Below are 22449 nucleotides of genomic sequence, written 5' to 3' on the forward strand. Positions count from 1 at the left end.
CTTTTTACGACAAAATCGTATCATAATCCTTTTCATGTCTAAACTTCAGATTAGATTTTGTCAAGCGAGGGAGTACTAGTTTGGCTAACACTTTCAAAAGGCGGCTACTTCGTTATCAAATGAGTAGCCAATTAGTGTTTATCAGCTGAAAAAACAATGCCAGCATCTTTTCTGGCTGTTTCTACTATCTGCATGACAGCAAGGCTGTGATCCAGCAATTGATAGCATGTGGTTGTATCGCCAGCTTGGTAAATCTGATGAAATGTCTGCATTTCGTAAAATAGCTGATTGGCATTTGTCTGGTTATTCCACTCCATCTTTTGATCTGGTACATCTAGCATCACTTTTCTACACTCACCAACGCTGCTTTCCACATGTAAATAGCCGTTTTCCCCTTGAATCATTGCAAAATGCATACTATTGGAATCTTTGCTTCCTACTAATTCAGCTATAAAATCTTTATATCTTAAAACCAGTACACCAGACGTGTCAATGCCATTGGAATGTTTGTTAGCCATATAAGTTACCAATGCCGGTTTTCCAAATAAATGTACCACAAAGTGTAAATTATAAATATTTATATCCATAAGTGCTCCACCAGAATATACTGGATTAAATATATTTGGTGTATCACCAGTTAGCAACTGCTGATACCTACTGGAGTACTTGCTATAATTACACTGAACAAGTTTGATTGGTCCAAGTTTTGATATATTCTCCTTAATAAATTGATAATTTGGTAAATGAATCGTTGTAATTGCTTCGAATAACAGCAGATTTTTGCTTTTTGCTAACGCAATAAGTACTTCTAATTCCTGAACCGTAGAGGTAAATGGTTTTTCACAAATTACATGTTTACCTTTTTGTAACGCTTGGTATGAGTGTGTATAATGCAAACTATTTGGGGATGCAACATACACAACATCAATACTCGGATCCATCAGCATAGCATCTAGTCCGGTATAAATAGTAGTGATCTTGTGTTTTTCAGCTAATGCTCTTGCTGTTTCCTCTTTCCGTGAGTACATGGCAATACATTGTATATCTTCTAACTCTTGGATCGCAGGCATCATGCTGTCTACGATCGGTCCTGTGCCTATCGTTGCAATATTCAACTTACACACCCTATTTCTATCGATGGAAAACATCTTTTTGGTATGCCTTTTTCAGTAGATGAGTTCCCTATGTTTGAAATTTTCCTATAGAAAAAGGAACCACTATCGGGTTCCTTTTTCAGACAATTAGCTTTTTACTACAAATTCATCCAATAATCCTTTTGCCTCTAACAAGTTTACAAGCGTTTCGCCAATAACAGCAGGAGTAGATGCTACAGATACACCACAACGCTCCAAAGTAGCAATCTTCTCAGCAGCTGTTCCTTTACCACCGGAAATAATCGCACCAGCATGGCCCATACGTTTTCCAGGAGGTGCAGTTTGTCCACCGATAAATCCAACCACAGGTTTGGTCATGTTTTCTTTGATCCATTCTGCTGCTTCTTCTTCTGCGGTTCCACCAATTTCACCAATCATAATAACTGCTTTGGTTTCTGGATCATTTTCAAATGCTTCTAATACATCAATAAAGTTAGTTCCGTTTACTGGGTCTCCACCAATACCAACAGCAGTAGATTGTCCAATACCACGTGTGCTCAACTGATGCACTGCTTCATAAGTTAAGGTACCGGAACGAGAAACGATACCAACATGACCTTTTTTGTGAATATATCCAGGCATAATACCGATCTTACACTCATCAGGGGTAATAACTCCAGGACAGTTAGGTCCAATCAAACGAGTTTTCTTGCCTTCAAGATAACGACGCACTTTTACCATGTCCAAAACTGGGATACCTTCTGTAATACATACAACAAGATCAAGTTCTGCATCGATCGCTTCCATGATCGCGTCTGCAGCAAATGGAGCTGCTACATAAATAACAGAAGCGGTAGCACCAGTTGCAGCTACTGCATCTACAACCGTATTGAAGACAGGAAGACCTTCAACCGTCGTACCACCTTTACCAGGTGTTACACCACCTACTACTTGAGTTCCATACGCAAGTGCTTGTTGGGTATGAAACAAACCCACTGCTCCGGTGATCCCTTGTGTGATCACTTTTGTGTCTTTATTAACAAAAATACTCACCTTGCATGCTCCTCTCTATCCAACCTATTTCACTAACTCGACGATTTTTTGTGCACCATCAGCCATGGAATCTGCTGCTACAATTGCAAGACCGGACTCATTTAACATTTTCTTACCAAGCTCTACATTCGTTCCTTCTAAACGAACGACGAGAGGACGATCCAATTCCACTTGTTTTGCAGCTTGGATGACACCATCTGCAATAACATCACATTTCATGATTCCACCAAAGATATTCACGAAGATACCTTTGACTTTTTCATCTGACAAAATGATTTTGAAAGCTTCTGTCACTTTCTCAGCAGTTGCACCGCCCCCAACATCCAAGAAGTTAGCTGGGTCGCCGCTGTAATGTTTAATGATGTCCATTGTTGCCATTGCAAGTCCAGCACCATTTACCATGCAGCCAATGTTTCCATCTAGGGCAATATAACTCAAATCATATTTGGAAGCCTCGATCTCTTTTGCATCTTCTTCGTCTAAATCGCGGAGTGCTACGATATCTTTTTGACGATACAACGCATTGGAGTCAAAGTTTAATTTTGCGTCTAAGGCCATTACACGACCATCAGTCGTTGTAACAAGCGGATTTATTTCTGCTATTGCACAATCCTTTTCTACAAATACTCGATAGAGAGCAAGCATAAATTTCACAGCTTCTCTTACTTTTTCTTTTGGAATATTAATCCGATTTGCTAGGCGATTAGCTTGAAACGGTAGTAAACCTACAGCAGGATCCACCACTTCTTTAAAGATTTTTTCAGGAGTTTTTTCTGCTACTTCTTCGATTTCGGTTCCACCTTCTTCAGAACCCATCATCACAACAGAGTTTGTAGAACGATCAATAACAACACCGATATAGTATTCTTTTTCAATAGGGCAGCCTTCTTCAATAAGAAGACGTTTGATTTCCTTGCCCTCTGGACCAGTTTGATGTGTAACTAGTACTTTTCCAATTAATTCATTTGCAAATTCACGTACTTCATCTAAGCTTTTTGCTAGTTTTACTCCACCAGCTTTTCCACGACCACCTGCATGGATCTGTGCTTTTACCACCCATAGGTTGCCACCTAAGGATTGCGCTGCTTGTACTGCCTCATCAGCATTAAAAGCAACATATCCATTTGGTACTTGGACGCCAAATTTCTTTAGCACTTCTTTTCCTTGGTACTCATGTACGTTCATGCTCCATCCTCCAGTCCATAGATAAAAAGCCAATCAGGGTATATATGTAAGGGGCAAATAGAAATCATCCGCCGAGTTTTTCTCCCTTGGCTCCCTTGCAAGTATAGCTTATCTGTGAAAGCTTGCCAAGAGAAAAAGGACACCTGATGATGGTGTCCTTACATCATTAATTTTACGATTGTAGCAATGATAAATATGCCGAAGAGTAATCCACCAAATACCCCAGCGGATACCATAAAATCGAGGAACTCATTCTCTTTGTTTTCATTTGAATCATCATGTGCCTGCACTTGTGCACTCATCAAAAGGACCTCCCCTCTTACAACAGGCTTAGTATACCAAAAAAAAGGAAGGAATACATCTTAATCTGGCTACATCCAACTTCTCCCTTTCACAGGCTTCTAAGGAGCAAAAAATAAGAGATGACAAAAAGAAGGAAGATGAGTACAATAGAACACAGGTTCGCTATTCGATACAGGAATCCCACCAATTGTAAAAATACAGAGCACAAAAAGTTCACCATGTGGGTCTCCTAAAAAGGAGAGTTATTGATGAAATGGTATGATGCTAAGCAAAAATATGGATTTGGTTTGTTTCACAGTAATTACAAAAGCAAAGACTACAGTGTAAGAGTCAAGAAGAAAAAAGAAGAACGCGAAATCAAACAATTAGAGCGAGAACAATATGAACGAGATATCCAGCAAGCTATGTCGTTAGGTAATAAAGGTAAAAATAAAATCAAAAGCAAACAAGCCTATCCATCTTGATGGGCTTTATTATATGCTTTGGATTGATCAAGCAGATACATAAATTCTTGACTCATCTCGTTCCAACCTTGATCTTCCATCCAATAAATAACATCAATCATGTATGGCTTTTTATCAGGATGATCCTCTTGGTAAGCACGATAAATAAGTGATTCCATTCGTGACATCATCTGATAACCAAGTGTCAAACAATCCATATCGTCATCAGCCAAAGGCAGTACATACTGCAATCGCTTTTTTTCTAGTTCCCACATATGTAAAATACGTTGTTTGGTAAAGCTCAAATGATAATCCCCATCCTTAAGTGATTTATTCATCCGATTATTATCCATTTTTATATTTATTTGAAGACTCAAACGAATTTCTTTGCCCCATACTCAAATATTGTAGCACAAATTAGAATTTATGAATAAAAAGGAAATTAGACAGGAGATCTTCGTATATTCCATTCATAACAAACTTCTTATCATAGAAGAAAGTAAAAAAACGATAAAAGAGTTATCTCCATTATCTCAAAATTAAAACCGCCTTAAAAGCCAAATCGGCTAATAAAGGCGGTTATTTATCGTTTATTCATTATTTACATTTGGGTGCCGGTCACAGATTGCTCTGCGACCGGCGCTCCAGTTATCCTGGACGGATCTCGACTAGTTGGTAGCTAGGAGATCTACTTCACGACAGTCCCACCGTAGGTGGGAGACGCCGACGGAGCCTTCGTCTCCGCGTTCGGCTGCCCCGTGATCGCCGGCGTAGCGGGCTGCGGTGCCGGCTCGGTGAGCGGGACGTTGGTGGCACCTGCGGGAGGGGACCGGACATGTCGATCGCGGAACCGCCGTTGAAACCAGCCATGGATTCATCTCCTGAAGGTATGATGCGAACATTTGTTCACATCGAGTAATTTTACTATAACAATACTTCAAAGCTTTTGAGAAGAGCTCTGAATAAATATGTAATTTTCAATCAATTAATTAGAATTTGCTTTTTCACCTCTGTCTTGAAAATTCCTCACACTGATTAATCCAACCATGCTTATGCATTAGTGACTACCTTCCTTTAGCAAGACAGACTTGATCATAAAACATTATAATTTTTGGAAAAGGTAGCATTTCTACAAAATTGCCCGTATAATCATAATTAAGACAAGTATTGGTCGCCGAAAGGCACACGGAAAGGTCGAGGTCCCATCATGATTGGTGCCATTCTCTTCGCTCTCATCCCCCTGCTCCCGCAGCGTGAGATCGATGAAAATGACGACCAGCTCAAGTCCGCCTGCAACGAGGCGTTCTTCCAGCTGACTCAGACGGTTGACCTCCCGTTCCGCGGAGAGATCGACGGCAAGTACTACTACGAAAAGGGTCAGATGACACTTCGCGCTCAGCTCGAATACATCGTGAACTACGTGTTCCAGCAGCGCATGCACCCGGAAGAAGCGGCTCAGCTCATCGAGCGCAACGAGAAGCTCTTCTCGGCGCTTCACGTCATCAACGACCGACTGCAGGCCATGCCTGTGATCACCCCCGCTCCCACCACTCCCTCCGGAGAGGTGAGCAGCAGGATCCGTGACATCTTCGGATAACACTGGATCTATGGTCGCCCGAGCATCGTACATCACGTACGAAGCTTGGGCGCCGCGCATTTTAAGGAGGTTTTTCCCTTGAACGTACATTTTGCTACTGAACATCAATACATCTTTTCTCATCACCATATCCAGCATGTCCTTCTCATCTGGGACAAAGAAACACGAAAAGATATATATATAGTAGAAACAGAAACACCCGATACACTCACCCTCCGGTATCCAGGGGAAACATATCGGGAACGTATATTGGATGAACTTGAACCTTACTTCTTTCAAGTCCTTTTGTCAGAGGATCAAAAGGAAATACCTGTTATACTTGGAGCAACTTTTGCTTTTCACGATCAAACTGTCGGTATGTATTATACGAAAAAAGAGATAAACAGCATCCCTTATTTCTTCTTTTTGAGAGAAAGCGAACTCATGGATATTCCAGAGCAATCATATGGACAAGTCATTCAACAATTCCGATCTACTCATCCACATATGCTATAGACTGGGCGTACTTCCCTCATCTTCTTTGATAATGTGAGTTAAAACGATCGCGGTCTCTGTTGCCAAAACGAGGGAAGGATTGTTTTTCTTTTTTCGCAGTTCTAACGCTTCTTCGAACCGAAGGATCGCATTTTCAAACTCCCCTAACTCCAGTAAACATTTCCCCATATGTTGTAAGGCAAAATCCCGGTACTTCTCTAAGTCTTTGTAACTGCTTATCGCTAGCGCTTGTTCAAAACAAGCAAGAGCAGCTTCATGTCTTTCATCGTATTTAAAAGCTTCACCAAGCCGAATAAGAGCACGAAGTTCTCCTTGTAAATCTTCTTCTTGTTTCGTTAAATCCAGTGCTTTTTCCAAATACTGAACCGCTTTTGTCGTTTGGTACAATACCCGATAACCATTACCTAAATAACTGTATAGGTAAATCAGTACTTGGGGATCCACTTTTGGTTCTTGCAATATTTGCCGTAAATATGTATTGGCTTCCTCTATTACTGCCTTTAATTCTTCTTCATCTACTGGTTGTTCTCGCAGAAATTGTGAAGGATTGTATTGCATATAATGTGATAAGTTAGGCAGTTTTTCTTTCAGTTTGGATAATTTCATTTTTTGACCCCTTCCCCTCTTTATTATAGCACGAATATGGGTGACCTTACCTTATTAGGAAGCATAAACATAGGAAGGAAAACCAGTCAGAGAGGAGCTTTTGGGCATGATATCCATCAGTTTCTTTATGATTGTAAAAAATGAAGAAAAGGTAATTCACTTTGTTTGGAATCTTCAAAGAGATTTAGTGTGAAGTGTCCAATCGTCTCCATTCTATCGCATACGTCCCCTCTTATCCCACACATCTTAATTTAGCAAGTAAGAGATAATATCTTTATTTGTAACTCGTAAAGATGCTGGAATATCCTCACGATTAGAATGCAGACAAAAATAAAAATTTTCGGCTTTATCCTGGTATAAATGGTTTTGTAAAATATTTTTTTCATTCGAAAATCCACTTATGATTTGTCTATAAAATTCTTCCTGAGTTACCATATCCATTGAACTTAAGTGAAATGTTCCTTTTAGCTCTTTTTCCATAATATAACGTAGTTGTTTTGCTAGAAGTGCATCTGAAAGATTATTACATACAAGATTGCTATATACATCTATTTCTTTATTCTCTTTTATACTTTCTTTGATTAAGTTCAATCTAGGAGAAGTTTTTCCCCATATTGCGGGGATTCGAATGATTATCACTTGCTCATCCAAAATTTCTTTCAGCATATTTTCGCATTTTATTTTAAATTTCCCATAATCTGATTCAGCAATAGGTGTATCTGTTTCTGTGTGAGGCCTTGAAAAATCCCCATCAAATACATTTGTGGTAGAAAAATAATACAAACGGCTACTCGTATTTCTTAACACCTTCACTAACTCTTTATGAAATCTAAATTGATTGTCAAAATCCCCTCTTAAGCAAGAAATCACAAAGTCGGGTTTTATTACTTGTATCATTTCTTTCATCTTCTCAATTTGCTGAACATCTAACTGGAATTGATGATCGAAGGGGAGACTGGATAACGAAGAAGAAGAGTATGTTCCATATAATTTATACCCGTCTTTCCATTCATGGATTAAAGCACTACCTACAAGCCCGCTTGCACCAAGAACAAGGACCTTACCCATAATTCCTCCTCTTTAACATAGGTATCTGCCATTCAATTAAAAATAACACCTGCTAGTCTCAAATAGGGAGGCAATTTTTTTGGTTATTACTTTCCCTTGAGATCATCGATTTAAATTATATCGATTAACTGCATTTTACCAAAACAATAACTATAATCCTGAAAAACGATTAATTCATATTATTTAGAATCACATCACATAAAACTTCGTAAAATGTAACTTCTACGAAATATGAACCACAAAGTAGATTCAACTACCAGTAATTTTTAAATAAATTTTTCTGTTCCGCTGTCCTTCAAAGTATCTTATATTAATTCTCTCAACTTCATTGGGACATTTCCGAAATTTCATGCAGTTTTGATGCCTATTGGCTTCGAGAGGATTTTTATTAACATGCAAAAAAAAAATAATTATCTTAATGTTTTTGTCACGCTTCTTTTCACCATTTTTCATTACAATGAAGATATTCCCATCAAGGGAGGAAAGGGGTTTTTACATTGAATCGATTCTTTTCCTTTTTGTTTGTTTTTTCTTTGATCGGCAGTTTATTCTCTTTAAACCCTATCACTTATGCACAAGAAGATACCAAAACTTCTACCTACACTGTATCCCCCTTTGAACAAGAAGTATTTGATCTAGTAAATGAAGAACGAAAAAAACAGAATGTAAAACCACTTATTTTGAGTTTAAAAGTGAGTAAACTAGCACGTGAAAAGTCAGAGGATATGCGGGATAAAGATTATTTTGACCATCATTCACCCACTTACGGAGATCCTTGTGAACATATGAAAAAACAAGGAGTTGGCAACGGTTATTGTGGAGAAAACATCGCAGCGGGAAGTGCTACTCCCAAAGAAGTGATGGAACGTTGGATGAAAAGCGAGGGTCATCGAGCGAATATTTTAAATAAAAACTATACGCATATTGGTGTTGGGTATGCAAAAGGTGGAAGATACGGCACCTACTGGACTCAACAATTTTATGGTGAGCAGTGATTCTTTCACTGCTTTTTTTATGCAGATAAAAGGAAAATGCAGTGCGGGGTACCTGCGAACAGGTACCCCGGGTGATCACGAAGATGACATGGCTCGCAACAGGTAACAGCAAAGACTGTGGTGAGTCTTTACGCAACCTGTCTTCCCAAGAGCTTCGGAAAGAGGAACGACAAGGACTTGAGTCCGTTCCCCTTCTTCCGCTTCACCCCCAAAACGGTTGTGCAGTGCCTCCAGGGCTTACGAGGAGCGGACGATATACCAAGCGCTCGGGTTTGCTCCACTTGATCTTGTGGCCTAGTTCTTCATCGACCTCACGAAGAGCGGCGATGCTGACTTCCTCTCCTGTATCCACCATCCCTGAGGGATTGGAGATACAGATCGACGCACCAGGTACACGAGGTTGCATCACGAAAACGACATATTCCTCCCCTTCGCACTGAAGGATCGCAAGAGTGTCGACCGTGTCACCCCGCAGGTGAGCTGCAATGGGAGGGAGCTCTGTCCCATCTGGATCAACCGCCCAAGCCGATAGATAGATCATCTTCGGCTCAGTCGGCTTCCCCCACTGAAGAACGTGATGAATGTCCACCTTCCTGACATTCATTCCTGCCGTATCCATGCGCTCTACCCACTGGGTGAACAGAGCTGATCGTCGCACCTCTTCTTCTGTAATATTTGTTACACCTGGACCGAGAGTAACGATGATTTCTTGAGACATGATGGCCTTCTGTGAGTGTGTCGTGATCGAACAACTCCATTACTACAATCATCTTTCATAGAATGACTTTTCCATATAAATGACTGAATTCATTAAAATAATAGAATATAGAGGAGAAAATAAGCTTGAAATCTAATTAAGTATAGTATCCAAGTTATTGATCATAATGTTGTCAGAAATTATGTAACTTGTATTCCCCAAAGAAAGCTTAACCTTCTGCGACCAAAGTCTTAGATAAAGATAAACCTTTGGATCGTTTTTCATCCTTTCGATCTGCCGTATGCTAATACCAACACAACAAAAGGAGGGAAACAACATGAAGAAGTTTGCAGGAATCAGCCTTTTGATTATCGGTGCCATTGTATTGCTCTGCCAATTTGGACATTTATTCCTCTTGGTACTCATGGCAGGTCTTGCATTTATTGGTGCTAGAAAATTAAAACACGCACGTACCAAGCAAGAAAGAAATATCGCTTATCTCTTTTTCGGAATAGCAGCATTATGCGGTTTGTTTAATATACCGTTTCTACTTACGCTGCTGATCAGCGGTGCTTTCCTTTATGTTGGTTGGAAACTAATCGACCAACCCACCAGCGAAGTTTTTGCTACATCAACAGCAACCAAGCCTTCATTCGACAAAAGCTTTGACGCGGATTGGCAAGCATTTGTAAATAAAAATAAAAACAACTAAGGGTTATACTTGAAGGGAGAGAAAGAAATGGGACGTTTTCGTCGGTTTTTTAAATCCACGTATCGACAGGTGATGAGTGATATAGAAAATCCAGAATCCATGTTGAAACAGTATTTAAAAGAGATGGAGAAAGAAATTATTGTTGTCAAAGATGTGATTAGCAAACAGATTGGATACTTACAAAACTTTGAAAATCAACATAAAGAAGCACAATTATTAGTAATCAAACGTGAAAAGCAGGCAGAAATAGCAGCTAAAGCAGGAGAAGATGCATTAGCAAAGAAAGCGACTGCTGAAAAAATACACTACCAAGCAAAGATTGAAGAGTATGCGACCTATATTCAAGAAACAGAAACAGGCATTGCAGATTTAAAAGAAAAACTCTATACCTTAGAGCGTGAGTATCTCAACTTAGTGGATAAGAAAAATAGTTTAATTGCTCGAATAAGCCGTGCCAAAGCACAAAATAGCATTGATCAAACCCTACAGTCTCTTCAATCAGAAGAAATCTTAAATGATTTTCAAAGAATCCATGATGAGATTAACCATCTAAGTGGACAAAAAGAAGTGACCAAACCAAATGAAATCGATGAATTAGATGAAATTGACTTGCGTATTAGCAAATTAAAAGCATCTGAATAGCAAAAAAAGCAGAGATAATCTCCTCTGCTTTTTGCTATTCTACCGTAGTAATCAACCACAAACGATAAAGCAAATATATGCCCAAATAGGAAGCCGAAATCAAGAAAAACGGATTCAAGAATAATCCATGGATACTTGTCATATAAACTTCATGATCACGAATAACGCTATAAATACCTAAGGAAGCAATACTGCTAAAAACCATGAAGGACAATACGGCAATACCATTAAAAATTATTTTTGTTTTGGGCCATACCCATTGAACTAAATAGAAGAGAAGCGGGACAAATATATTCCCTAGTACTATTAATAGTTTCATGCTCTCATCACCTACTATCATTGTTTGCTATCATTTTGTTTCGCATACAATGTAATAGATGAAAGGAAATCAGCGATTATCGAAATCAACTTGATGCAATGGAATTTGTTTGGTTTTCTTTTTCCATTTATAGATGAAAAATAGAAGTAAAAATAATGGAATGCTAATATAGGATACTAGTACACCTTGCCAATCAATTTGCTGACCTGTAAATGCTTGTACATTTTGACCAATGATGATTACCAAACAGAAAATACCGGCAAATAACGGTCCAAATGGATACCATTTTGCCCGATATGGCAAAGAATTCAAATCTTTCCCTTGAGCTACCCATGCTTTCCGAAAACGATAATGGCTAATGGCAATACCTAGCCAAGCTAAAAATCCTGATAATCCCGAGGCATTAAGCAACCACAAATAAACCTTTCCATCTCCAAAGATAGAAGATAAGAATGTGAGCCCTCCAACCAAAACAGTAAACAATAATGCTACAACAGGAACGCCTCTTCTATTCACTTTTCCTAGACTCTTTGGTGCTTGCTTTTCTTTTGAAAGATTCCACAGCATACGAGTACAAGCATAGATAGCGGAATTACCCGCTGAGAGAACAGCTGTCAAGACAATAAAATTAACGAAAGAAGCTGCGCCTTCAAACCCAAGATTGAAAAAAACAATCGTAAAAGGACTAAGCGCAATTTCGTCTCCACCTAATAGTCGTGGATCATTTGAAGGAATAAGAAATCCAATGACAAGTAATGCAAGCACATAAAACAAAAGTATGCGCCAAAAGATTTGTTTGACTGCTTTTGGTAAAGATTTTTCAGGATTTTTACTCTCTCCAGCAGTTACTCCTACTAATTCGGTACCTTGGAAAGAGAATCCCGCAACAATAAGCAATTGAAACAACGTGAAATAACCGCCATGAAATGCACCAGATCCTGCATGAATATTTGAAAATCCGACTGCAGAACCTCCAATCACACCAAAAATCATTAGTATTCCTACAATAATAAAAACAATAATAGCTACTACTTTAATTAATGCAAACCAAAACTCTGATTCTCCAAAGCCCCTAACAGAGATTAGATTAAAAACAACAAATACAAATAAAAATAACAAGCTCCATAAATAGGAAGGTACGGTGGGAAACCAAAATTTCATCAAAAGGGCACCCGCAGATAATTCAACTGCAATTGTGACTGCCCAGTTATACCAGTAATTCCATCCAAGGGCAAAACCTAGAGCTGGATCAACAAAACGCGAAGCATATGTACTGAACGAACCAGTAACAGGCATGAAGCTTGCCATTTCCCCAAGACTAGTCATCAAAAAAAAGACCATGAATCCTATAACTGCATAAGCTAAAATCGCACCACCTGCACCCGCTTGATGAATGGCTGTCCCACTAGCTAAGAACAAACCAGTTCCAATGGATCCACCTATCGCCAACATAGAAATGTGGCGAGAAGACAGATCACGACGTAGATCGTTCTCTCCCAAATCAACACCTCCAAAGAATCCATTAAAAAAACCGCTTTGAAAGCGGTTGCTTCTATACATAGGATATCGATTCATGATTCTAATTTCAACATTTGTCAAAAAATACTATTGTTATTTTATGGGTATAACATATTTCTTTTTATTTTTCCCATTTCTGGATCATCTATGATTGGTCTTCCGGAGGCAGATACAGCTCTTTCTCTTCCCCACTTACGAATAGCCCGTATTTGTTCTGGACTTGTTTGGGACAATGGTACGACATTTTGGAAACTTTTGCGAAACAGATCTACGGTAATAGAATTATCCCCATTTAAAAATGCTTGTTTTACTACATCACGTACAGCAGATTCAATGTCTGCTCCTGCAAATCCATCTGATAGACGAACCAACTCATCCAATAATCGATCATCTAAACTTCGTTTTAAACCTCGATGAATATAAATATTAATGATATCTTTTCGTTCTTCAGGAGTAGGTAAATCCACAAAAAACAGCTCATCAAAACGTCCTCGACGCAACAATTCTGGTGGAAGTTTCGATACATCATTGGCAGTAGCAACAACAAATACACGGGAACGAGCTTCTTGCAACCAAAATAAAAACTGTCCAACCAAGCGATTGGTGACTCCCGTATTATCGCCTTGCGTTCCAGCTAAACCTTTTTCAATCTCATCAATCCACAACACACAAGGAGAGACATGATCTGCTGTACTCAGGGCATCTTTCAATCTACCTTCTGATTGCCCTACATATTGGCCGAATATAGTAGCGAAGTCCAAGCGATATAACGGCATATTCCAACTTACAGAAATAGCTTTGGCAGATAATGATTTTCCGCAACCTGGAACCCCTACTAAAAGCACTCCCCGTGGAGGTCGAATCCCTCTTTCTCTCAAATCAGCAGTCAATAATGGTCTTTCATGATCCAACCATTTTCGTAAACCTTCTAAACCTCCAACAGTTAGATCCTGATCTCGGACAAAAATACGCTCTAATCCGGAGATATCAGAAAAAACACTATCTTTCACTTGAGTTAATTCTGCAAGATCTTCTTTTTCGATACTCCCTTTCGCCAGTAAGGTTGCGATTACATTCTCTGCTTCGATCTGACTTATTCCTGACAAAATAGCTGCCGCTTCTTTTTCATCTTTGTCAGTCCAGCTAATAGGGATTTGCCCTTTATAAGGTCCTATTTGTTCTCGTATAATCAATAACATTTCATCTTCAGTAGGGACATCAAGAGTCACAGACATCCCTAAACGCGCCAATGGATTCCACACTGGATTTGAAGTTACCACTACGACAGAACCGCCAGTCTCTGCTGCAAGCATTGCTACATCATAAAAATAACGGGCAGTAGGGGTGTCGTCTTCTAGATCCGAAACTTCGGTAAGTACATAGGTAAGGTTCTGTCTCTGAGCAAACTGACTACTGATAAAATCAATAGCACCCATAATAGATCGATCTTCACTAATAGTACGATGATGAACTAAATCTCGCATTCCTTGTGAAAGAGTATGCACATAAGCAGGTATATTGATCTTTTGAGCCAGGTTCCTAATGACTTCAAGAACACGTGAACGTTCTGAACTACGAATCGATATAAAAGGGATACGTGCTTTTAAGTATCTTTCCAGAACATCCGTAAAACCTTTGAGATCGCTCATTAGAATATAATTCTCCTCTTCGTTTTCCCCATTGGAATCGGGGCTTCATTTGTCTCTGGTTGTTTGACTAGTATAGGGGTATGTTGAACCACTCGAATCAATCTACTATTTGAACCTTTTTTGACCTCTTCGAGCAAGTAATTTTGTAAATTTTGAGCATTTTTTTCAATTTCCTCACTAAACTTCTTCGTTATTTCATCTGGAAATGTTGGCGAAGTTACAAAACGAAACAGGTAACTGATTTGGCGACGCAGGGCAAGTATAGCTTGTACGACGTTGTTTTCTTCTCCTTGTGCTCTGCCAAGCTCTTTACCAAATTGATCAACTGCTCGTTGTAACCGTGCAGAAACTGCCTCACTCATTTTTTGTGTAAAACGTTCCGCAACCCCTTTTGTCCAAGGCACTTTCCCTTTCGATATTGCAACCACTAATTCTTCATCTCGCTGTCCATCGCGAAAAATTTGAAAACTGGATACCCAATCTGCATAGGTAGTTGGTGATTTCAGACCTTCGCTCATTTGTTTTTTCCTCTCTTTATAAGTTTAAATGGCGGGAGCAGATCCCATTGTGGAAATTTGGAATAGCCACCTTCGTCCTGATTTTTCTCATTGGATACAAAAACAGATTTTTTGGGATCCTCATTTGAAAGTTCATCTTTAAATACACTCATAGGTTCTTCATCTTTAAACGGATTATCATTCATCATTATCCTCCTAACGTATGACAACACGAGTCTTATCGTAATTGCGTTGTAATGTCTCTTTTACATGTAAAGGTTTTAATAGTTCCGGTAACTTTTCTGCTTTTTGATCCGCTTGTTTGAAAGCTTGTCGATAATCAACTACATCAGCTAATGTAGCTTTCATTTCATTTTGAACAAAAGTCTCAACCTCTTTCATTTGATCACGAACTGGTTTTTCTTTCATCCATTTATAAAGAAACCCTCCTGCTAATAATGCAATAACGCTAAAAATTGGGGATATAGCGATGGACGTGTACACAAAGAGACCACCCGCTAGAACTGCAGTAAGGATTAATTTTGCTTTTTTCTGTTTCATATAACCTTTTGATAAACGTAACTTCCAAATCTTTTTCATTTGTTTTTTATAAGACTCCGTCAAGGCTTTGTGCACGGAAGTCTCACAGGATTCTTCGTTATCACCATTTTGAGTATGGAAGGCCCAATTTTCCATCAAATGTATTTCTTGAACTTTTTTAGGACTGGTCAGCTCAATATCCATAGGCACTTGATTTCGAATAGATAGTGTAAGGTCATTATGTGTCTCTACAATAACATCTTTTAACATAGCCAAGGCAAAACGTTGTGAAGAAGGGGATACTTGCAAGGTTTCTGGATACATTGCCATGTTGCGAAGCAATTCTAAATAATTTTGTACAGGAGCAAATAATTCTTTTTCAGCTAATACTTTTTCCTCAAAAATATCTTTCTCCCCATTTGACTCAATCACAATTTGCATAGACCGCTCTTCTCTACGAAGTTCGAGTTCATCATCCTCATACTGAAACACCAATTTTTCTAATAAAGCATCCACTGCTTCTTCTACACGTGAAGATGGAGAAAAGTCTTGATCAAGTGCTCCTTGTAAATACCCACCAATTTCTTCATGATACTGAACAATCTGAGCAGAGTACCCTATTTCTTTCCAAGAGTTACTATTTTGAACTAAATAAGGGAACTTTTCTTCCATCGAAGGGTATTTTACACGTTGAAACAATGCATTTCGCCAATTTTTTCTCTCTTCACTCAGTAAATCTACTTTTGAAGTGAACTCGTCCATCCATTGTTCGCTCTGATCGAGAAAAGATTGACAAATGGCTAAGGGAAACACCCCATTTGTTATACCATCCATCACCATAACCAAATCACGGTCTGCTTGCATTGGATTCACTTCTTGAAAATATTGTTCGAACCATTGTCGGCACGCTTCTTGTCGATTATATCTCCTGCTGACTAACGCGAAAAATAGGGATGTTTTTTTCGGATTCCGACGCATAGCTTCTTCCAAAGCTCGCTCAGCCAATTCCCTCTGATCACTGACCCAACCTGTTAATGCAATCAATGCAGGCGCTAACCAATACTTTGGGGTAGTGATCATCATCTCTTCTGTAACATTTTTAATCACATCGGACCGCACAAGTGACAAATCAATCGCTTGCAAGATACCTGTTGCAGTACGTCTAAGTTGATCATAGTGCGCAAACTTTTGCTCAAGCTCTTGTCTTACGCGTACCAGTTTGATCTCTGCTAATTGTAAATCAATTTGTGGCATTTATATTCACTCCTTCACAACAGAAACTTCTCCATTCCTCGCAACTGCCCTGATACAATCTTTGTACACTTCAATAAATTCATAACTCGGGTGAAGTGCTAGCCCTCTGGCTTTTGCAAATTCATTAGGTACAGAGTCCGTCTTTTTTATATGGTGTATAATGGTTTGATTTCGATCAATAAGATGGACATCATAACAATCATCCAAATAACATTTTGCCAATATTCCTATCAATTGTTCTTGCTTTGGTACATCTGCAAACTGCTTCTCAAGCGATGCAAAAACAGCATCTATATCCCATTCTACTTGACTATTCACATCCAAATCAGCAACCAATTTTAAATATTCATCTGTCCTTTTCTGTCTCAATCGTTCCAACAATTCGAACTTTGATCTGATTGGACGAATGATTGTATTGTTATCCTGGCTTCTTTCTTTTAAACCTGGAATTATAGGTCGACGCAAAATAATCCGTCCTTTCTAAAAAGAACTTTCCTTCATTATATTGCAAAAAGAATAGACAAAAAAGAAAAGGTTTGTGTTTAATACCTACCTTTCTTTTTCTTGCCTATTTTAACGCAAGTCAATCATTCACTAGGAAAAACGGAGTATTTGTTTCCGCACAACAAAACAACGAGGTTTATGATTTCATTGCACCATAAACCTTGTTGTTTTGTATAAATGTGATTATTTTTGGGACCGAAGCACTATCATTATGAATTGCAATACGTCAGCTACTCCCCCAAAAGGAGGTCTACCACAGTCCAACAACCGTGCCTTGTGCAGAGGAGATTCCATTAAAGAAATTATAAAATGATTCAATATATTTAATCAATATTCTTTCTAGTTAATAACGGAACTAACCGATCAATGCGCAAATCCGTCCTTTTAAAATTACTTAGTTTCGTCTGACATCTTCTTTCTGATCCAAACTACTTATTATTAATTGACACGAACCATACAACAAGTTCATTCTAACAGCTACAGTTTTTCTAAAATACATCGAAAACAGGAAAAGAAAGTTCTTTAATGAGAAGTCCATCCTCCATCAATAACCAATTCTGTACCTGTTGTGAATCTTGATTCGTCAGAAGCCAAATACAACACTCCGTTAGCAACATCATTTGACTCGCCCAAAAAAGGAAGTGGTGTTACCGATTCAAAGTGTTTCCTGACTCCCTCATTTGCAAGTAAATCTTCAGTCATCGGAGTATGAATCATTCCAGGATATACCGAGTTTACACGAATTTTATATTTGGCATATTCTACAGCTGCACTCTTACTAATCGCACGAATGGCTCCTTTTGAAGCTGTGTAGGGATTGACTCCTCCTGCTATTAACCCGGCAACTGATGAAATATTGATAATCGAACCTCCTCCTACTTCCTTCATAATAGGAATAACATACTTCATTCCTAAGAAAGTTCCGATCATATTGACATTCAATACTCTTCTCCATTCCTCGATAACATCATCATGATTTGCAGGTGTACTAGCATTATTCACTAAAATATCTATTTTGTCATATTTTTCACAAATCTTCCTAACCAGGCTACTCCAATGTTCTTCTATAGCGATATCATGATAAAAAGAAATTGCTTCCCCTCCTTTTTTTCGAATGTCATCTGCAACTTTATGTACTTTTTGTTCTTGAATATCGATTAAAACAACGCTTGCTCCTTCATTCGCGAAAAGAACAGCCTCTGCTTTTCCTTGACCACTTGCCGCTCCTGTGATTATTGCTACTTTCCCCACTAAGCGTCCCATAAACACCATACCCCTTTAAAATGAAAGCCTATTTTTCTGAGATAAGACGTATTCAACTTCAAAGAAAAATGAATCATTAGTAGAATATATAAAACATTATAACATTTTTTTCAATTTATCTACATAATATTCTTAAAACAGATGGATCAACAAGGTTAGTAATTACTATACTCATGCAACTTACAACAAATAAACTCAGTCAACAATCTTTTATAACAATCTGTTCAAATCTTATATTTTATTTAAAATAATAAATTATAATCTTATTTTTACTAATTCCAATGTGTGAAAATGGTCCATTCTCCTTCCTGCCACCATGTAAATTGTATTGACTGCAAATAAAAGTATAGATATGGTAGAAATAGAAACAGTTAAATTCTCCGTTTTCCTTGGAATAGAGAGGGCAGTATGCCATACAACGAATCTCTTGGGATTGATTTGGGTGAGGCTTTTGAAGGTTCCTTTTTCCTGCAAGGATCCAATGATATCCTCATCTATTTCTGTCCAGGATGGTCGGAAACGCCAAAGTCCCTACAACCAGCAGCTTGTTATCTTCATCATCTTGGATACTCTGTAGTCGTTCCGAGTTATCCAGATTATTCCTCTACCATCAAGTGGACTGACTGGTGGAGTTCATACTGGACACGGTTGCTGGAGATCAGAGAGTACGGGGTCAAAAAGATTTATTTGGCAGGCTTCTCCATGGGAGGGCTCTTCAGTCTGCTAGCTTCGACACTTTCTGATCAACTCGAGCAAGATGGTAGTCTTCAAGTGATGGGGATTATCGCCATCAGTCCACCACTTACTTTGCAATGGAAGAGCAGACTCCCAACATCTGCAATTCGAGTGACTTCTTTGGATCGACCTTTGGCCCAAGGAATCAGTCGGTTTCGCCCAACGATTCCTTTTAAGCGATCAGAGATCCCCTTTGCCAAATACCGCGGATCAGACCTAGATCGTCCAATCATCTCAGTCATCGAATTGATCCGATCCATTCGTTTCACCAATCGGACACTCCAAAAATATCCTCCTCGTAAACCTACTCTCGTGTTGCTAGCAAGAAAAGATGAGGTGGTTCACAACAAAAAAACAGAACGAATCACCATGAAAAGGCTAGCACATGTGAAAATCGCGGAGGTAATGGGAGGTCATAACTGTCTTCTCGATCATTCCTGTCGGATTGTGTGTGACACAATCCACCAATTCATTACACAAACGAAGGAAAGCTGAGGAAATGACGGCTGTCACAATGGACAGCCGTCATCCATGCATTTTACCCCCATATAATACACGCTAAAAAAGAATTTACTCAAAATAAAGCGACCCTATTTTTAGGATCGCTTCCCTATTAAAATGCACACTTTTTATGCTTGTCCATTTTTAAGTCCAGATACTATGCTCTTGAAAAAGCCGATTGCATTCATGGAGTCGATCTTCCATCTCTTGTTCTGTACTAGCAACTACAACTACAGACGCCATATGGTCCACACTTGACTTTGGACCATTAAACTGTTCTCCTTGTTCTGCTAACAATCGATATTCCGTTACATAGTCAGGCCATACCTCTGCTCGAAAACCTTGAAACGTTCCTTTCTTAGGAGGCAATAAAGCTGAACCCGTTAAAACATGAGGTTTAACCTGTTTTCTCCCTCCTGCAGGCAACTCCAATGCCAAACCTAACTGTGCATAAATCCACGATTTATTCAAATTAACTCCAAACGATTGATCAATCTGAATATTAACCCGCCCCCCGCCTGTTCTGCTCGCAATTTCACAAAGGATGATTTGATCATCAGGAGTATGAAAAAACTCCGCATGAAAAGGGGTATGCTCAGGAGGAGCCATAATACGTAGGTGTTTTGTTACCCGATCCGATAATCGTTTGGACAGCTCAGTGTTTTGATCTAAGATATAACTCCCTGTAAATTTACCTTCTTCGTGAAATGATAAACATGATTCGACATATTTACTACAAGATGTAAAGATCAATTCTCCATGATAAATAAACCCATCTACATGATACAAATCACCTTCTACAAACTTTTCTACTTCCCAGTTGTGTGGAACACCCTCCATCAACAGATTCTCCAGTTGTTCCTGTGTCTCGATTACAGTTGTGCCCACAGAACCGGCACTGTCTATTGGTTTGATAACAACTGGCAATTTGTGTTTTTCTACAAACTCCAGAAGATCAAAACTGTGAATGATTTCACGATATGGCGGACAAGGTAAGCCATGACTAACAGCTAAATCTTTCATTTTAATTTTACTGCGAAAATTCCATGCACTATCCCATGTTTGTCCTTCGATTCCAAATCTATCGCGTAAATAGGCAGCACGAAGAACATCTCGTTCGGATAGGCCAATTATTGCACGATATTTATAACGATCAAATAATTCAATAGCTCTTAACTCTACGTTGGAATTGTAGCTATAGTTTGAAAATGATTCAAAATAGGCAAAGTTACTAGGAGTAAAATCTTCCGCATACTCATCAGATGTTAATAGTATTAAATCTTCGTTTAAATGATTCAACCAATCTTCATATGGAGCAAGATCACGAGAAACACGATTCAAAATTAAAATACTCATCCCATCACTCTTTTCTGAATATTTAAATTTATCTTTACCCTTGCTATACTTCCAACTTGAGAGAAACATTTATTCCCAGTATGAAGATTGTTCGAACCAATTGGCTACATGTGTAAGTCGGTTTTCTATTTGACTCTCTGTATCACCTTGCACAACAAACGATGCAATGTGATCAATACTAAATTTGGGATGATCATAACGCTGTCCCGGTTTTGCAAGCATTCGAAATTCCGTTACCCAAGAAGGGGGGCTTTCTAATGGACCAGAAATAAATTTTCCTTTTCTAGGAGGGATAAGGACATCTCCTGTCAGTACATGTTGACTTTTATTCATCACACTTGAAACTTTCTCCAAAAGATCTATCCCGCATTGTGCTTGAACCCATACCTTTGTCAAGTGAATGCCATATGCTTGTTCCAAATAGGAATCAAGGCGTCCTCCACCTGTTCTACTTGCGATCTCACACAAAAAAATCTCGTCATTTGGTGTATGAAATAACTCGGTGTGAAATGCAGTATGCTCTGGTGTATCAAGCGTCCGGAGAAGACGATTGGTAAAAGTAACAAGTCGTCCAAACATTGGATTGTCACGACTGATCAAATAACTAGCATTATACCCTCCTGATTGATATGCAAGGCATCCGCTCGCATATTTGGAAACAGAAATAAATGCAACCTCTCCTTCGGTAACGAGACCATCCACGTGATACATATCTCCCGAAATAAAAGTCTCTACTTCGGTAGCACGATAAATACCACTCTCCAAAACCGACTCTAAATCTAGCTGGTTATAAATTACTTGAATATTCTGTGATCCTGCTCCATCAATTGGTTTTATGACAACAGGATACCCATGATGCTCCACAAATGAGATCAAATCCAAGCTAGTTTGAAGGGACTTAAATTTTGGTACCGCCAATTGAGCAGTTTGTGCGATTTCTTTCATAATAATTTTGTTACGAAACTGCTGTGCACTTTCTGGTAACTGCCCATTCAGTCCAAAACGCTGTCGCAAATAACTAGCACGAAGTACATCTCTTTCTGAAATAGCGATCACAGTATGAAATTGATAACGCTCGTAAAGTTCAATCGCACGAAGCTCCACTTTACCATTGATGTCAAATTGAGGAAAGGATTCGATATAAGCATAGTCTTTTGCCGGAAAACTATCGATTACTTCCTCTGCAGTGAGGAGAAGTAACTCTTCATCCAGACCACTAAGCCATTGTTCATATTGGCAACGGTCGTGGGCAAAACGGTTGATAATTAAAATGCTCATAAAAAACCCCCTACTTTACGGAGCTAATATTTTAATAAGAAGAAACGCATTCCTTTCTGTAATATTCGTGTAAAATTTCAAATGTCTTTGTTGGTCTGATTAAAATTATACCATTTCACCAAATCGTCAATCAACTACAAATAAA

At 38.8% G+C, this 22449-nt stretch carries 25 protein-coding genes; 7 read left to right on the forward strand and 18 right to left on the reverse strand.

The genetic code is table 11. From position 1 onward, the window contains the following. Nucleotides 1-131: 131 nt before the first annotated feature. The 4 genes from A3GQ_RS0105380 to A3GQ_RS26685 form a co-directional block, all read right to left on the reverse strand. Complete coding sequence (locus tag A3GQ_RS0105380; RefSeq protein ID WP_028776181.1) at nucleotides 132-1115, reverse strand: Gfo/Idh/MocA family protein; 984 nt, start codon at nucleotides 1113-1115, stop codon at nucleotides 132-134. A 126-nt stretch (nucleotides 1116-1241) separates the two neighbouring features. Further along, entirely contained in the window at nucleotides 1242-2147 is a 906-nt protein-coding gene (gene sucD / locus A3GQ_RS0105385) for a succinate--CoA ligase subunit alpha (protein ID WP_028776182.1), read from the reverse strand. Between the two features lie 24 nt (nucleotides 2148-2171). Further along, nucleotides 2172-3332 (reverse strand): ADP-forming succinate--CoA ligase subunit beta, encoded by a 1161-nt coding sequence (gene sucC, locus A3GQ_RS0105390; protein ID WP_028776183.1) that lies wholly within the window; start codon nucleotides 3330-3332, stop codon nucleotides 2172-2174. 158 nt (nucleotides 3333-3490) lie between these two features. Continuing rightward, complete coding sequence (locus A3GQ_RS26685) at nucleotides 3491-3634, reverse strand: hypothetical protein (protein ID WP_156877557.1); 144 nt, start codon at nucleotides 3632-3634, stop codon at nucleotides 3491-3493. Between the two features lie 249 nt (nucleotides 3635-3883). Here A3GQ_RS26685 and A3GQ_RS0105400 point away from each other — a divergent pair, with 249 nt between their 5' ends. Further along, nucleotides 3884-4099 carry a hypothetical protein gene (locus tag A3GQ_RS0105400; protein WP_028776184.1) on the forward strand — a complete coding sequence of 72 codons (216 nt, stop codon included), beginning with the start codon at nucleotides 3884-3886 and terminating at the stop codon, nucleotides 4097-4099. On the opposite strand, the gene A3GQ_RS0105405 is transcribed toward A3GQ_RS0105400, so the two are convergent. After that, nucleotides 4087-4416: a hypothetical protein gene (locus tag A3GQ_RS0105405; protein ID WP_028776185.1), complete on the reverse strand. Its 330-nt coding sequence runs from the start codon at nucleotides 4414-4416 to the stop codon at nucleotides 4087-4089. The two genes, A3GQ_RS0105400 and A3GQ_RS0105405, sit on opposite strands and share 13 nt — an antisense overlap. Nucleotides 4417-5285: 869 nt before the next feature. On the opposite strand from A3GQ_RS0105405, the gene A3GQ_RS26690 reads away from it, so the two are divergent. Together A3GQ_RS26690 and A3GQ_RS0105420 are read left to right on the forward strand one after the other, a co-directional pair. After that, nucleotides 5286-5675: a hypothetical protein gene (locus A3GQ_RS26690; protein WP_156877558.1), complete on the forward strand. Its 390-nt coding sequence runs from the start codon at nucleotides 5286-5288 to the stop codon at nucleotides 5673-5675. A 78-nt stretch (nucleotides 5676-5753) separates the two neighbouring features. Further along, entirely contained in the window at nucleotides 5754-6170 is a 417-nt protein-coding gene (locus A3GQ_RS0105420) for a hypothetical protein (RefSeq protein WP_028776187.1), read from the forward strand. Here the strand turns inward: A3GQ_RS0105420 and A3GQ_RS0105425 are convergent. Both A3GQ_RS0105425 and A3GQ_RS0105435 read right to left on the reverse strand, forming a co-directional pair. After that, the gene (locus A3GQ_RS0105425; protein ID WP_028776188.1) at nucleotides 6165-6776 is read right to left on the reverse strand and encodes a tetratricopeptide repeat protein; all 612 of its coding nucleotides are present in this window, start codon (nucleotides 6774-6776) and stop codon (nucleotides 6165-6167) included. The two genes, A3GQ_RS0105420 and A3GQ_RS0105425, sit on opposite strands and share 6 nt — an antisense overlap. A 246-nt stretch (nucleotides 6777-7022) precedes the next feature. Then, a complete protein-coding gene (locus tag A3GQ_RS0105435; protein ID WP_028776189.1) occupies nucleotides 7023-7844 on the reverse strand; it encodes a sugar nucleotide-binding protein in 822 nt (273 codons plus the stop codon). A 497-nt stretch (nucleotides 7845-8341) separates the two neighbouring features. Here A3GQ_RS0105435 and A3GQ_RS23500 point away from each other — a divergent pair, with 497 nt between their 5' ends. Next, a complete protein-coding gene (locus A3GQ_RS23500) occupies nucleotides 8342-8839 on the forward strand; it encodes a CAP domain-containing protein (protein WP_051271232.1) in 498 nt (165 codons plus the stop codon). 202 nt (nucleotides 8840-9041) lie between these two features. On the opposite strand, the gene A3GQ_RS0105450 is transcribed toward A3GQ_RS23500, so the two are convergent. Then, the gene (locus tag A3GQ_RS0105450) at nucleotides 9042-9557 is read right to left on the reverse strand and encodes an NUDIX domain-containing protein (RefSeq protein ID WP_028776190.1); all 516 of its coding nucleotides are present in this window, start codon (nucleotides 9555-9557) and stop codon (nucleotides 9042-9044) included. Nucleotides 9558-9873: 316 nt separating this feature from the next. On the opposite strand from A3GQ_RS0105450, the gene A3GQ_RS0105455 reads away from it, so the two are divergent. Continuing rightward, nucleotides 9874-10248, forward strand: coding sequence for a hypothetical protein (locus A3GQ_RS0105455; RefSeq protein WP_028776191.1), 375 nt, complete (start codon nucleotides 9874-9876; stop codon nucleotides 10246-10248). Between the two features lie 27 nt (nucleotides 10249-10275). Continuing rightward, a complete protein-coding gene (locus tag A3GQ_RS0105460; RefSeq protein WP_028776192.1) occupies nucleotides 10276-10890 on the forward strand; it encodes a PspA/IM30 family protein in 615 nt (204 codons plus the stop codon). 34 nt (nucleotides 10891-10924) lie between these two features. On the opposite strand, the gene A3GQ_RS0105465 is transcribed toward A3GQ_RS0105460, so the two are convergent. The 8 genes from A3GQ_RS0105465 to A3GQ_RS0105500 all read right to left on the reverse strand — a co-directional run bounded on the left by A3GQ_RS0105465 (nucleotide 10925) and on the right by A3GQ_RS0105500 (nucleotide 18434). After that, the gene (locus tag A3GQ_RS0105465) at nucleotides 10925-11209 is read right to left on the reverse strand and encodes a hypothetical protein (RefSeq protein ID WP_028776193.1); all 285 of its coding nucleotides are present in this window, start codon (nucleotides 11207-11209) and stop codon (nucleotides 10925-10927) included. A gap of 69 nt (nucleotides 11210-11278) precedes the next feature. Next, nucleotides 11279-12709 (reverse strand): amino acid permease, encoded by a 1431-nt coding sequence (locus tag A3GQ_RS0105470; RefSeq protein WP_028776194.1) that lies wholly within the window; start codon nucleotides 12707-12709, stop codon nucleotides 11279-11281. 116 nt (nucleotides 12710-12825) lie between these two features. Then, nucleotides 12826-14376 carry an AAA family ATPase gene (locus A3GQ_RS0105475; protein WP_028776195.1) on the reverse strand — a complete coding sequence of 517 codons (1551 nt, stop codon included), beginning with the start codon at nucleotides 14374-14376 and terminating at the stop codon, nucleotides 12826-12828. Beyond that, the gene (locus tag A3GQ_RS0105480) at nucleotides 14376-14894 is read right to left on the reverse strand and encodes a hypothetical protein (RefSeq protein ID WP_028776196.1); all 519 of its coding nucleotides are present in this window, start codon (nucleotides 14892-14894) and stop codon (nucleotides 14376-14378) included. The genes A3GQ_RS0105475 and A3GQ_RS0105480 overlap by 1 nt, the downstream gene beginning before the upstream one ends. Beyond that, entirely contained in the window at nucleotides 14891-15082 is a 192-nt protein-coding gene (locus A3GQ_RS0105485; RefSeq protein ID WP_169818250.1) for a hypothetical protein, read from the reverse strand. The genes A3GQ_RS0105480 and A3GQ_RS0105485 overlap by 4 nt, the downstream gene beginning before the upstream one ends. Before the next feature lie 7 nt (nucleotides 15083-15089). Beyond that, the gene (locus A3GQ_RS0105490) at nucleotides 15090-16667 is read right to left on the reverse strand and encodes a hypothetical protein (RefSeq protein ID WP_028776198.1); all 1578 of its coding nucleotides are present in this window, start codon (nucleotides 16665-16667) and stop codon (nucleotides 15090-15092) included. A 6-nt stretch (nucleotides 16668-16673) separates the two neighbouring features. After that, nucleotides 16674-17132, reverse strand: a complete 459-nt coding sequence (locus A3GQ_RS23505; protein WP_051271233.1) for a hypothetical protein — start codon at nucleotides 17130-17132, stop codon at nucleotides 16674-16676. Nucleotides 17133-17693: 561 nt separating this feature from the next. Beyond that, nucleotides 17694-18434 carry an SDR family NAD(P)-dependent oxidoreductase gene (locus A3GQ_RS0105500; protein WP_028776199.1) on the reverse strand — a complete coding sequence of 247 codons (741 nt, stop codon included), beginning with the start codon at nucleotides 18432-18434 and terminating at the stop codon, nucleotides 17694-17696. A 408-nt stretch (nucleotides 18435-18842) separates the two neighbouring features. On the opposite strand from A3GQ_RS0105500, the gene A3GQ_RS0105505 reads away from it, so the two are divergent. Next, nucleotides 18843-19664, forward strand: coding sequence for an alpha/beta hydrolase (locus tag A3GQ_RS0105505; protein WP_028776200.1), 822 nt, complete (start codon nucleotides 18843-18845; stop codon nucleotides 19662-19664). A 150-nt stretch (nucleotides 19665-19814) separates the two neighbouring features. Here A3GQ_RS0105505 and A3GQ_RS0105510 read toward each other — a convergent pair whose 3' ends face one another. Next, complete coding sequence (locus tag A3GQ_RS0105510; RefSeq protein WP_028776201.1) at nucleotides 19815-21026, reverse strand: ATP-grasp domain-containing protein; 1212 nt, start codon at nucleotides 21024-21026, stop codon at nucleotides 19815-19817. A gap of 69 nt (nucleotides 21027-21095) precedes the next feature. Further along, a complete protein-coding gene (locus A3GQ_RS0105515) occupies nucleotides 21096-22304 on the reverse strand; it encodes an ATP-grasp domain-containing protein (RefSeq protein ID WP_028776202.1) in 1209 nt (402 codons plus the stop codon). Nucleotides 22305-22449: the final 145 nt, after the last annotated feature.

It is taken from the genome of Shimazuella kribbensis DSM 45090 (genome assembly GCF_000428065.1).
GTDB classification, from domain to species: Bacteria; Bacillota; Bacilli; order Thermoactinomycetales; family Thermoactinomycetaceae; genus Shimazuella; species Shimazuella kribbensis.

Coding starts and splice junctions, on each gene's coding strand:
- sucC (WP_028776183.1), bottom strand. CDS start 3,332: ATGAACGTACATGAGTACCAAGGAAAAGAAGTGCTAAAGAAATTTGGC.
- A3GQ_RS26685 (WP_156877557.1), bottom strand. CDS start 3,634: ATGAGTGCACAAGTGCAGGCACATGATGATTCAAATGAAAACAAAGAG.
- A3GQ_RS0105400 (WP_028776184.1), top strand. CDS start 3,884: ATGAAATGGTATGATGCTAAGCAAAAATATGGATTTGGTTTGTTTCAC.
- A3GQ_RS0105405 (WP_028776185.1), bottom strand. CDS start 4,416: ATGAATAAATCACTTAAGGATGGGGATTATCATTTGAGCTTTACCAAA.
- A3GQ_RS26690 (WP_156877558.1), top strand. CDS start 5,286: ATGATTGGTGCCATTCTCTTCGCTCTCATCCCCCTGCTCCCGCAGCGT.
- A3GQ_RS0105425 (WP_028776188.1), bottom strand. CDS start 6,776: ATGAAATTATCCAAACTGAAAGAAAAACTGCCTAACTTATCACATTAT.
- A3GQ_RS0105435 (WP_028776189.1), bottom strand. CDS start 7,844: ATGGGTAAGGTCCTTGTTCTTGGTGCAAGCGGGCTTGTAGGTAGTGCT.
- A3GQ_RS0105450 (WP_028776190.1), bottom strand. CDS start 9,557: ATGTCTCAAGAAATCATCGTTACTCTCGGTCCAGGTGTAACAAATATT.
- A3GQ_RS0105455 (WP_028776191.1), top strand. CDS start 9,874: ATGAAGAAGTTTGCAGGAATCAGCCTTTTGATTATCGGTGCCATTGTA.
- A3GQ_RS0105460 (WP_028776192.1), top strand. CDS start 10,276: ATGGGACGTTTTCGTCGGTTTTTTAAATCCACGTATCGACAGGTGATG.
- A3GQ_RS0105465 (WP_028776193.1), bottom strand. CDS start 11,209: ATGAAACTATTAATAGTACTAGGGAATATATTTGTCCCGCTTCTCTTC.
- A3GQ_RS0105475 (WP_028776195.1), bottom strand. CDS start 14,376: ATGAGCGATCTCAAAGGTTTTACGGATGTTCTGGAAAGATACTTAAAA.
- A3GQ_RS0105480 (WP_028776196.1), bottom strand. CDS start 14,894: ATGAGCGAAGGTCTGAAATCACCAACTACCTATGCAGATTGGGTATCC.
- A3GQ_RS0105485 (WP_169818250.1), bottom strand. CDS start 15,082: ATGATGAATGATAATCCGTTTAAAGATGAAGAACCTATGAGTGTATTT.
- A3GQ_RS0105490 (WP_028776198.1), bottom strand. CDS start 16,667: ATGCCACAAATTGATTTACAATTAGCAGAGATCAAACTGGTACGCGTA.
- A3GQ_RS0105500 (WP_028776199.1), bottom strand. CDS start 18,434: ATGGGACGCTTAGTGGGGAAAGTAGCAATAATCACAGGAGCGGCAAGT.
- A3GQ_RS0105505 (WP_028776200.1), top strand. CDS start 18,843: ATGCCATACAACGAATCTCTTGGGATTGATTTGGGTGAGGCTTTTGAA.
- A3GQ_RS0105510 (WP_028776201.1), bottom strand. CDS start 21,026: ATGAGTATTTTAATTTTGAATCGTGTTTCTCGTGATCTTGCTCCATAT.
- A3GQ_RS0105515 (WP_028776202.1), bottom strand. CDS start 22,304: ATGAGCATTTTAATTATCAACCGTTTTGCCCACGACCGTTGCCAATAT.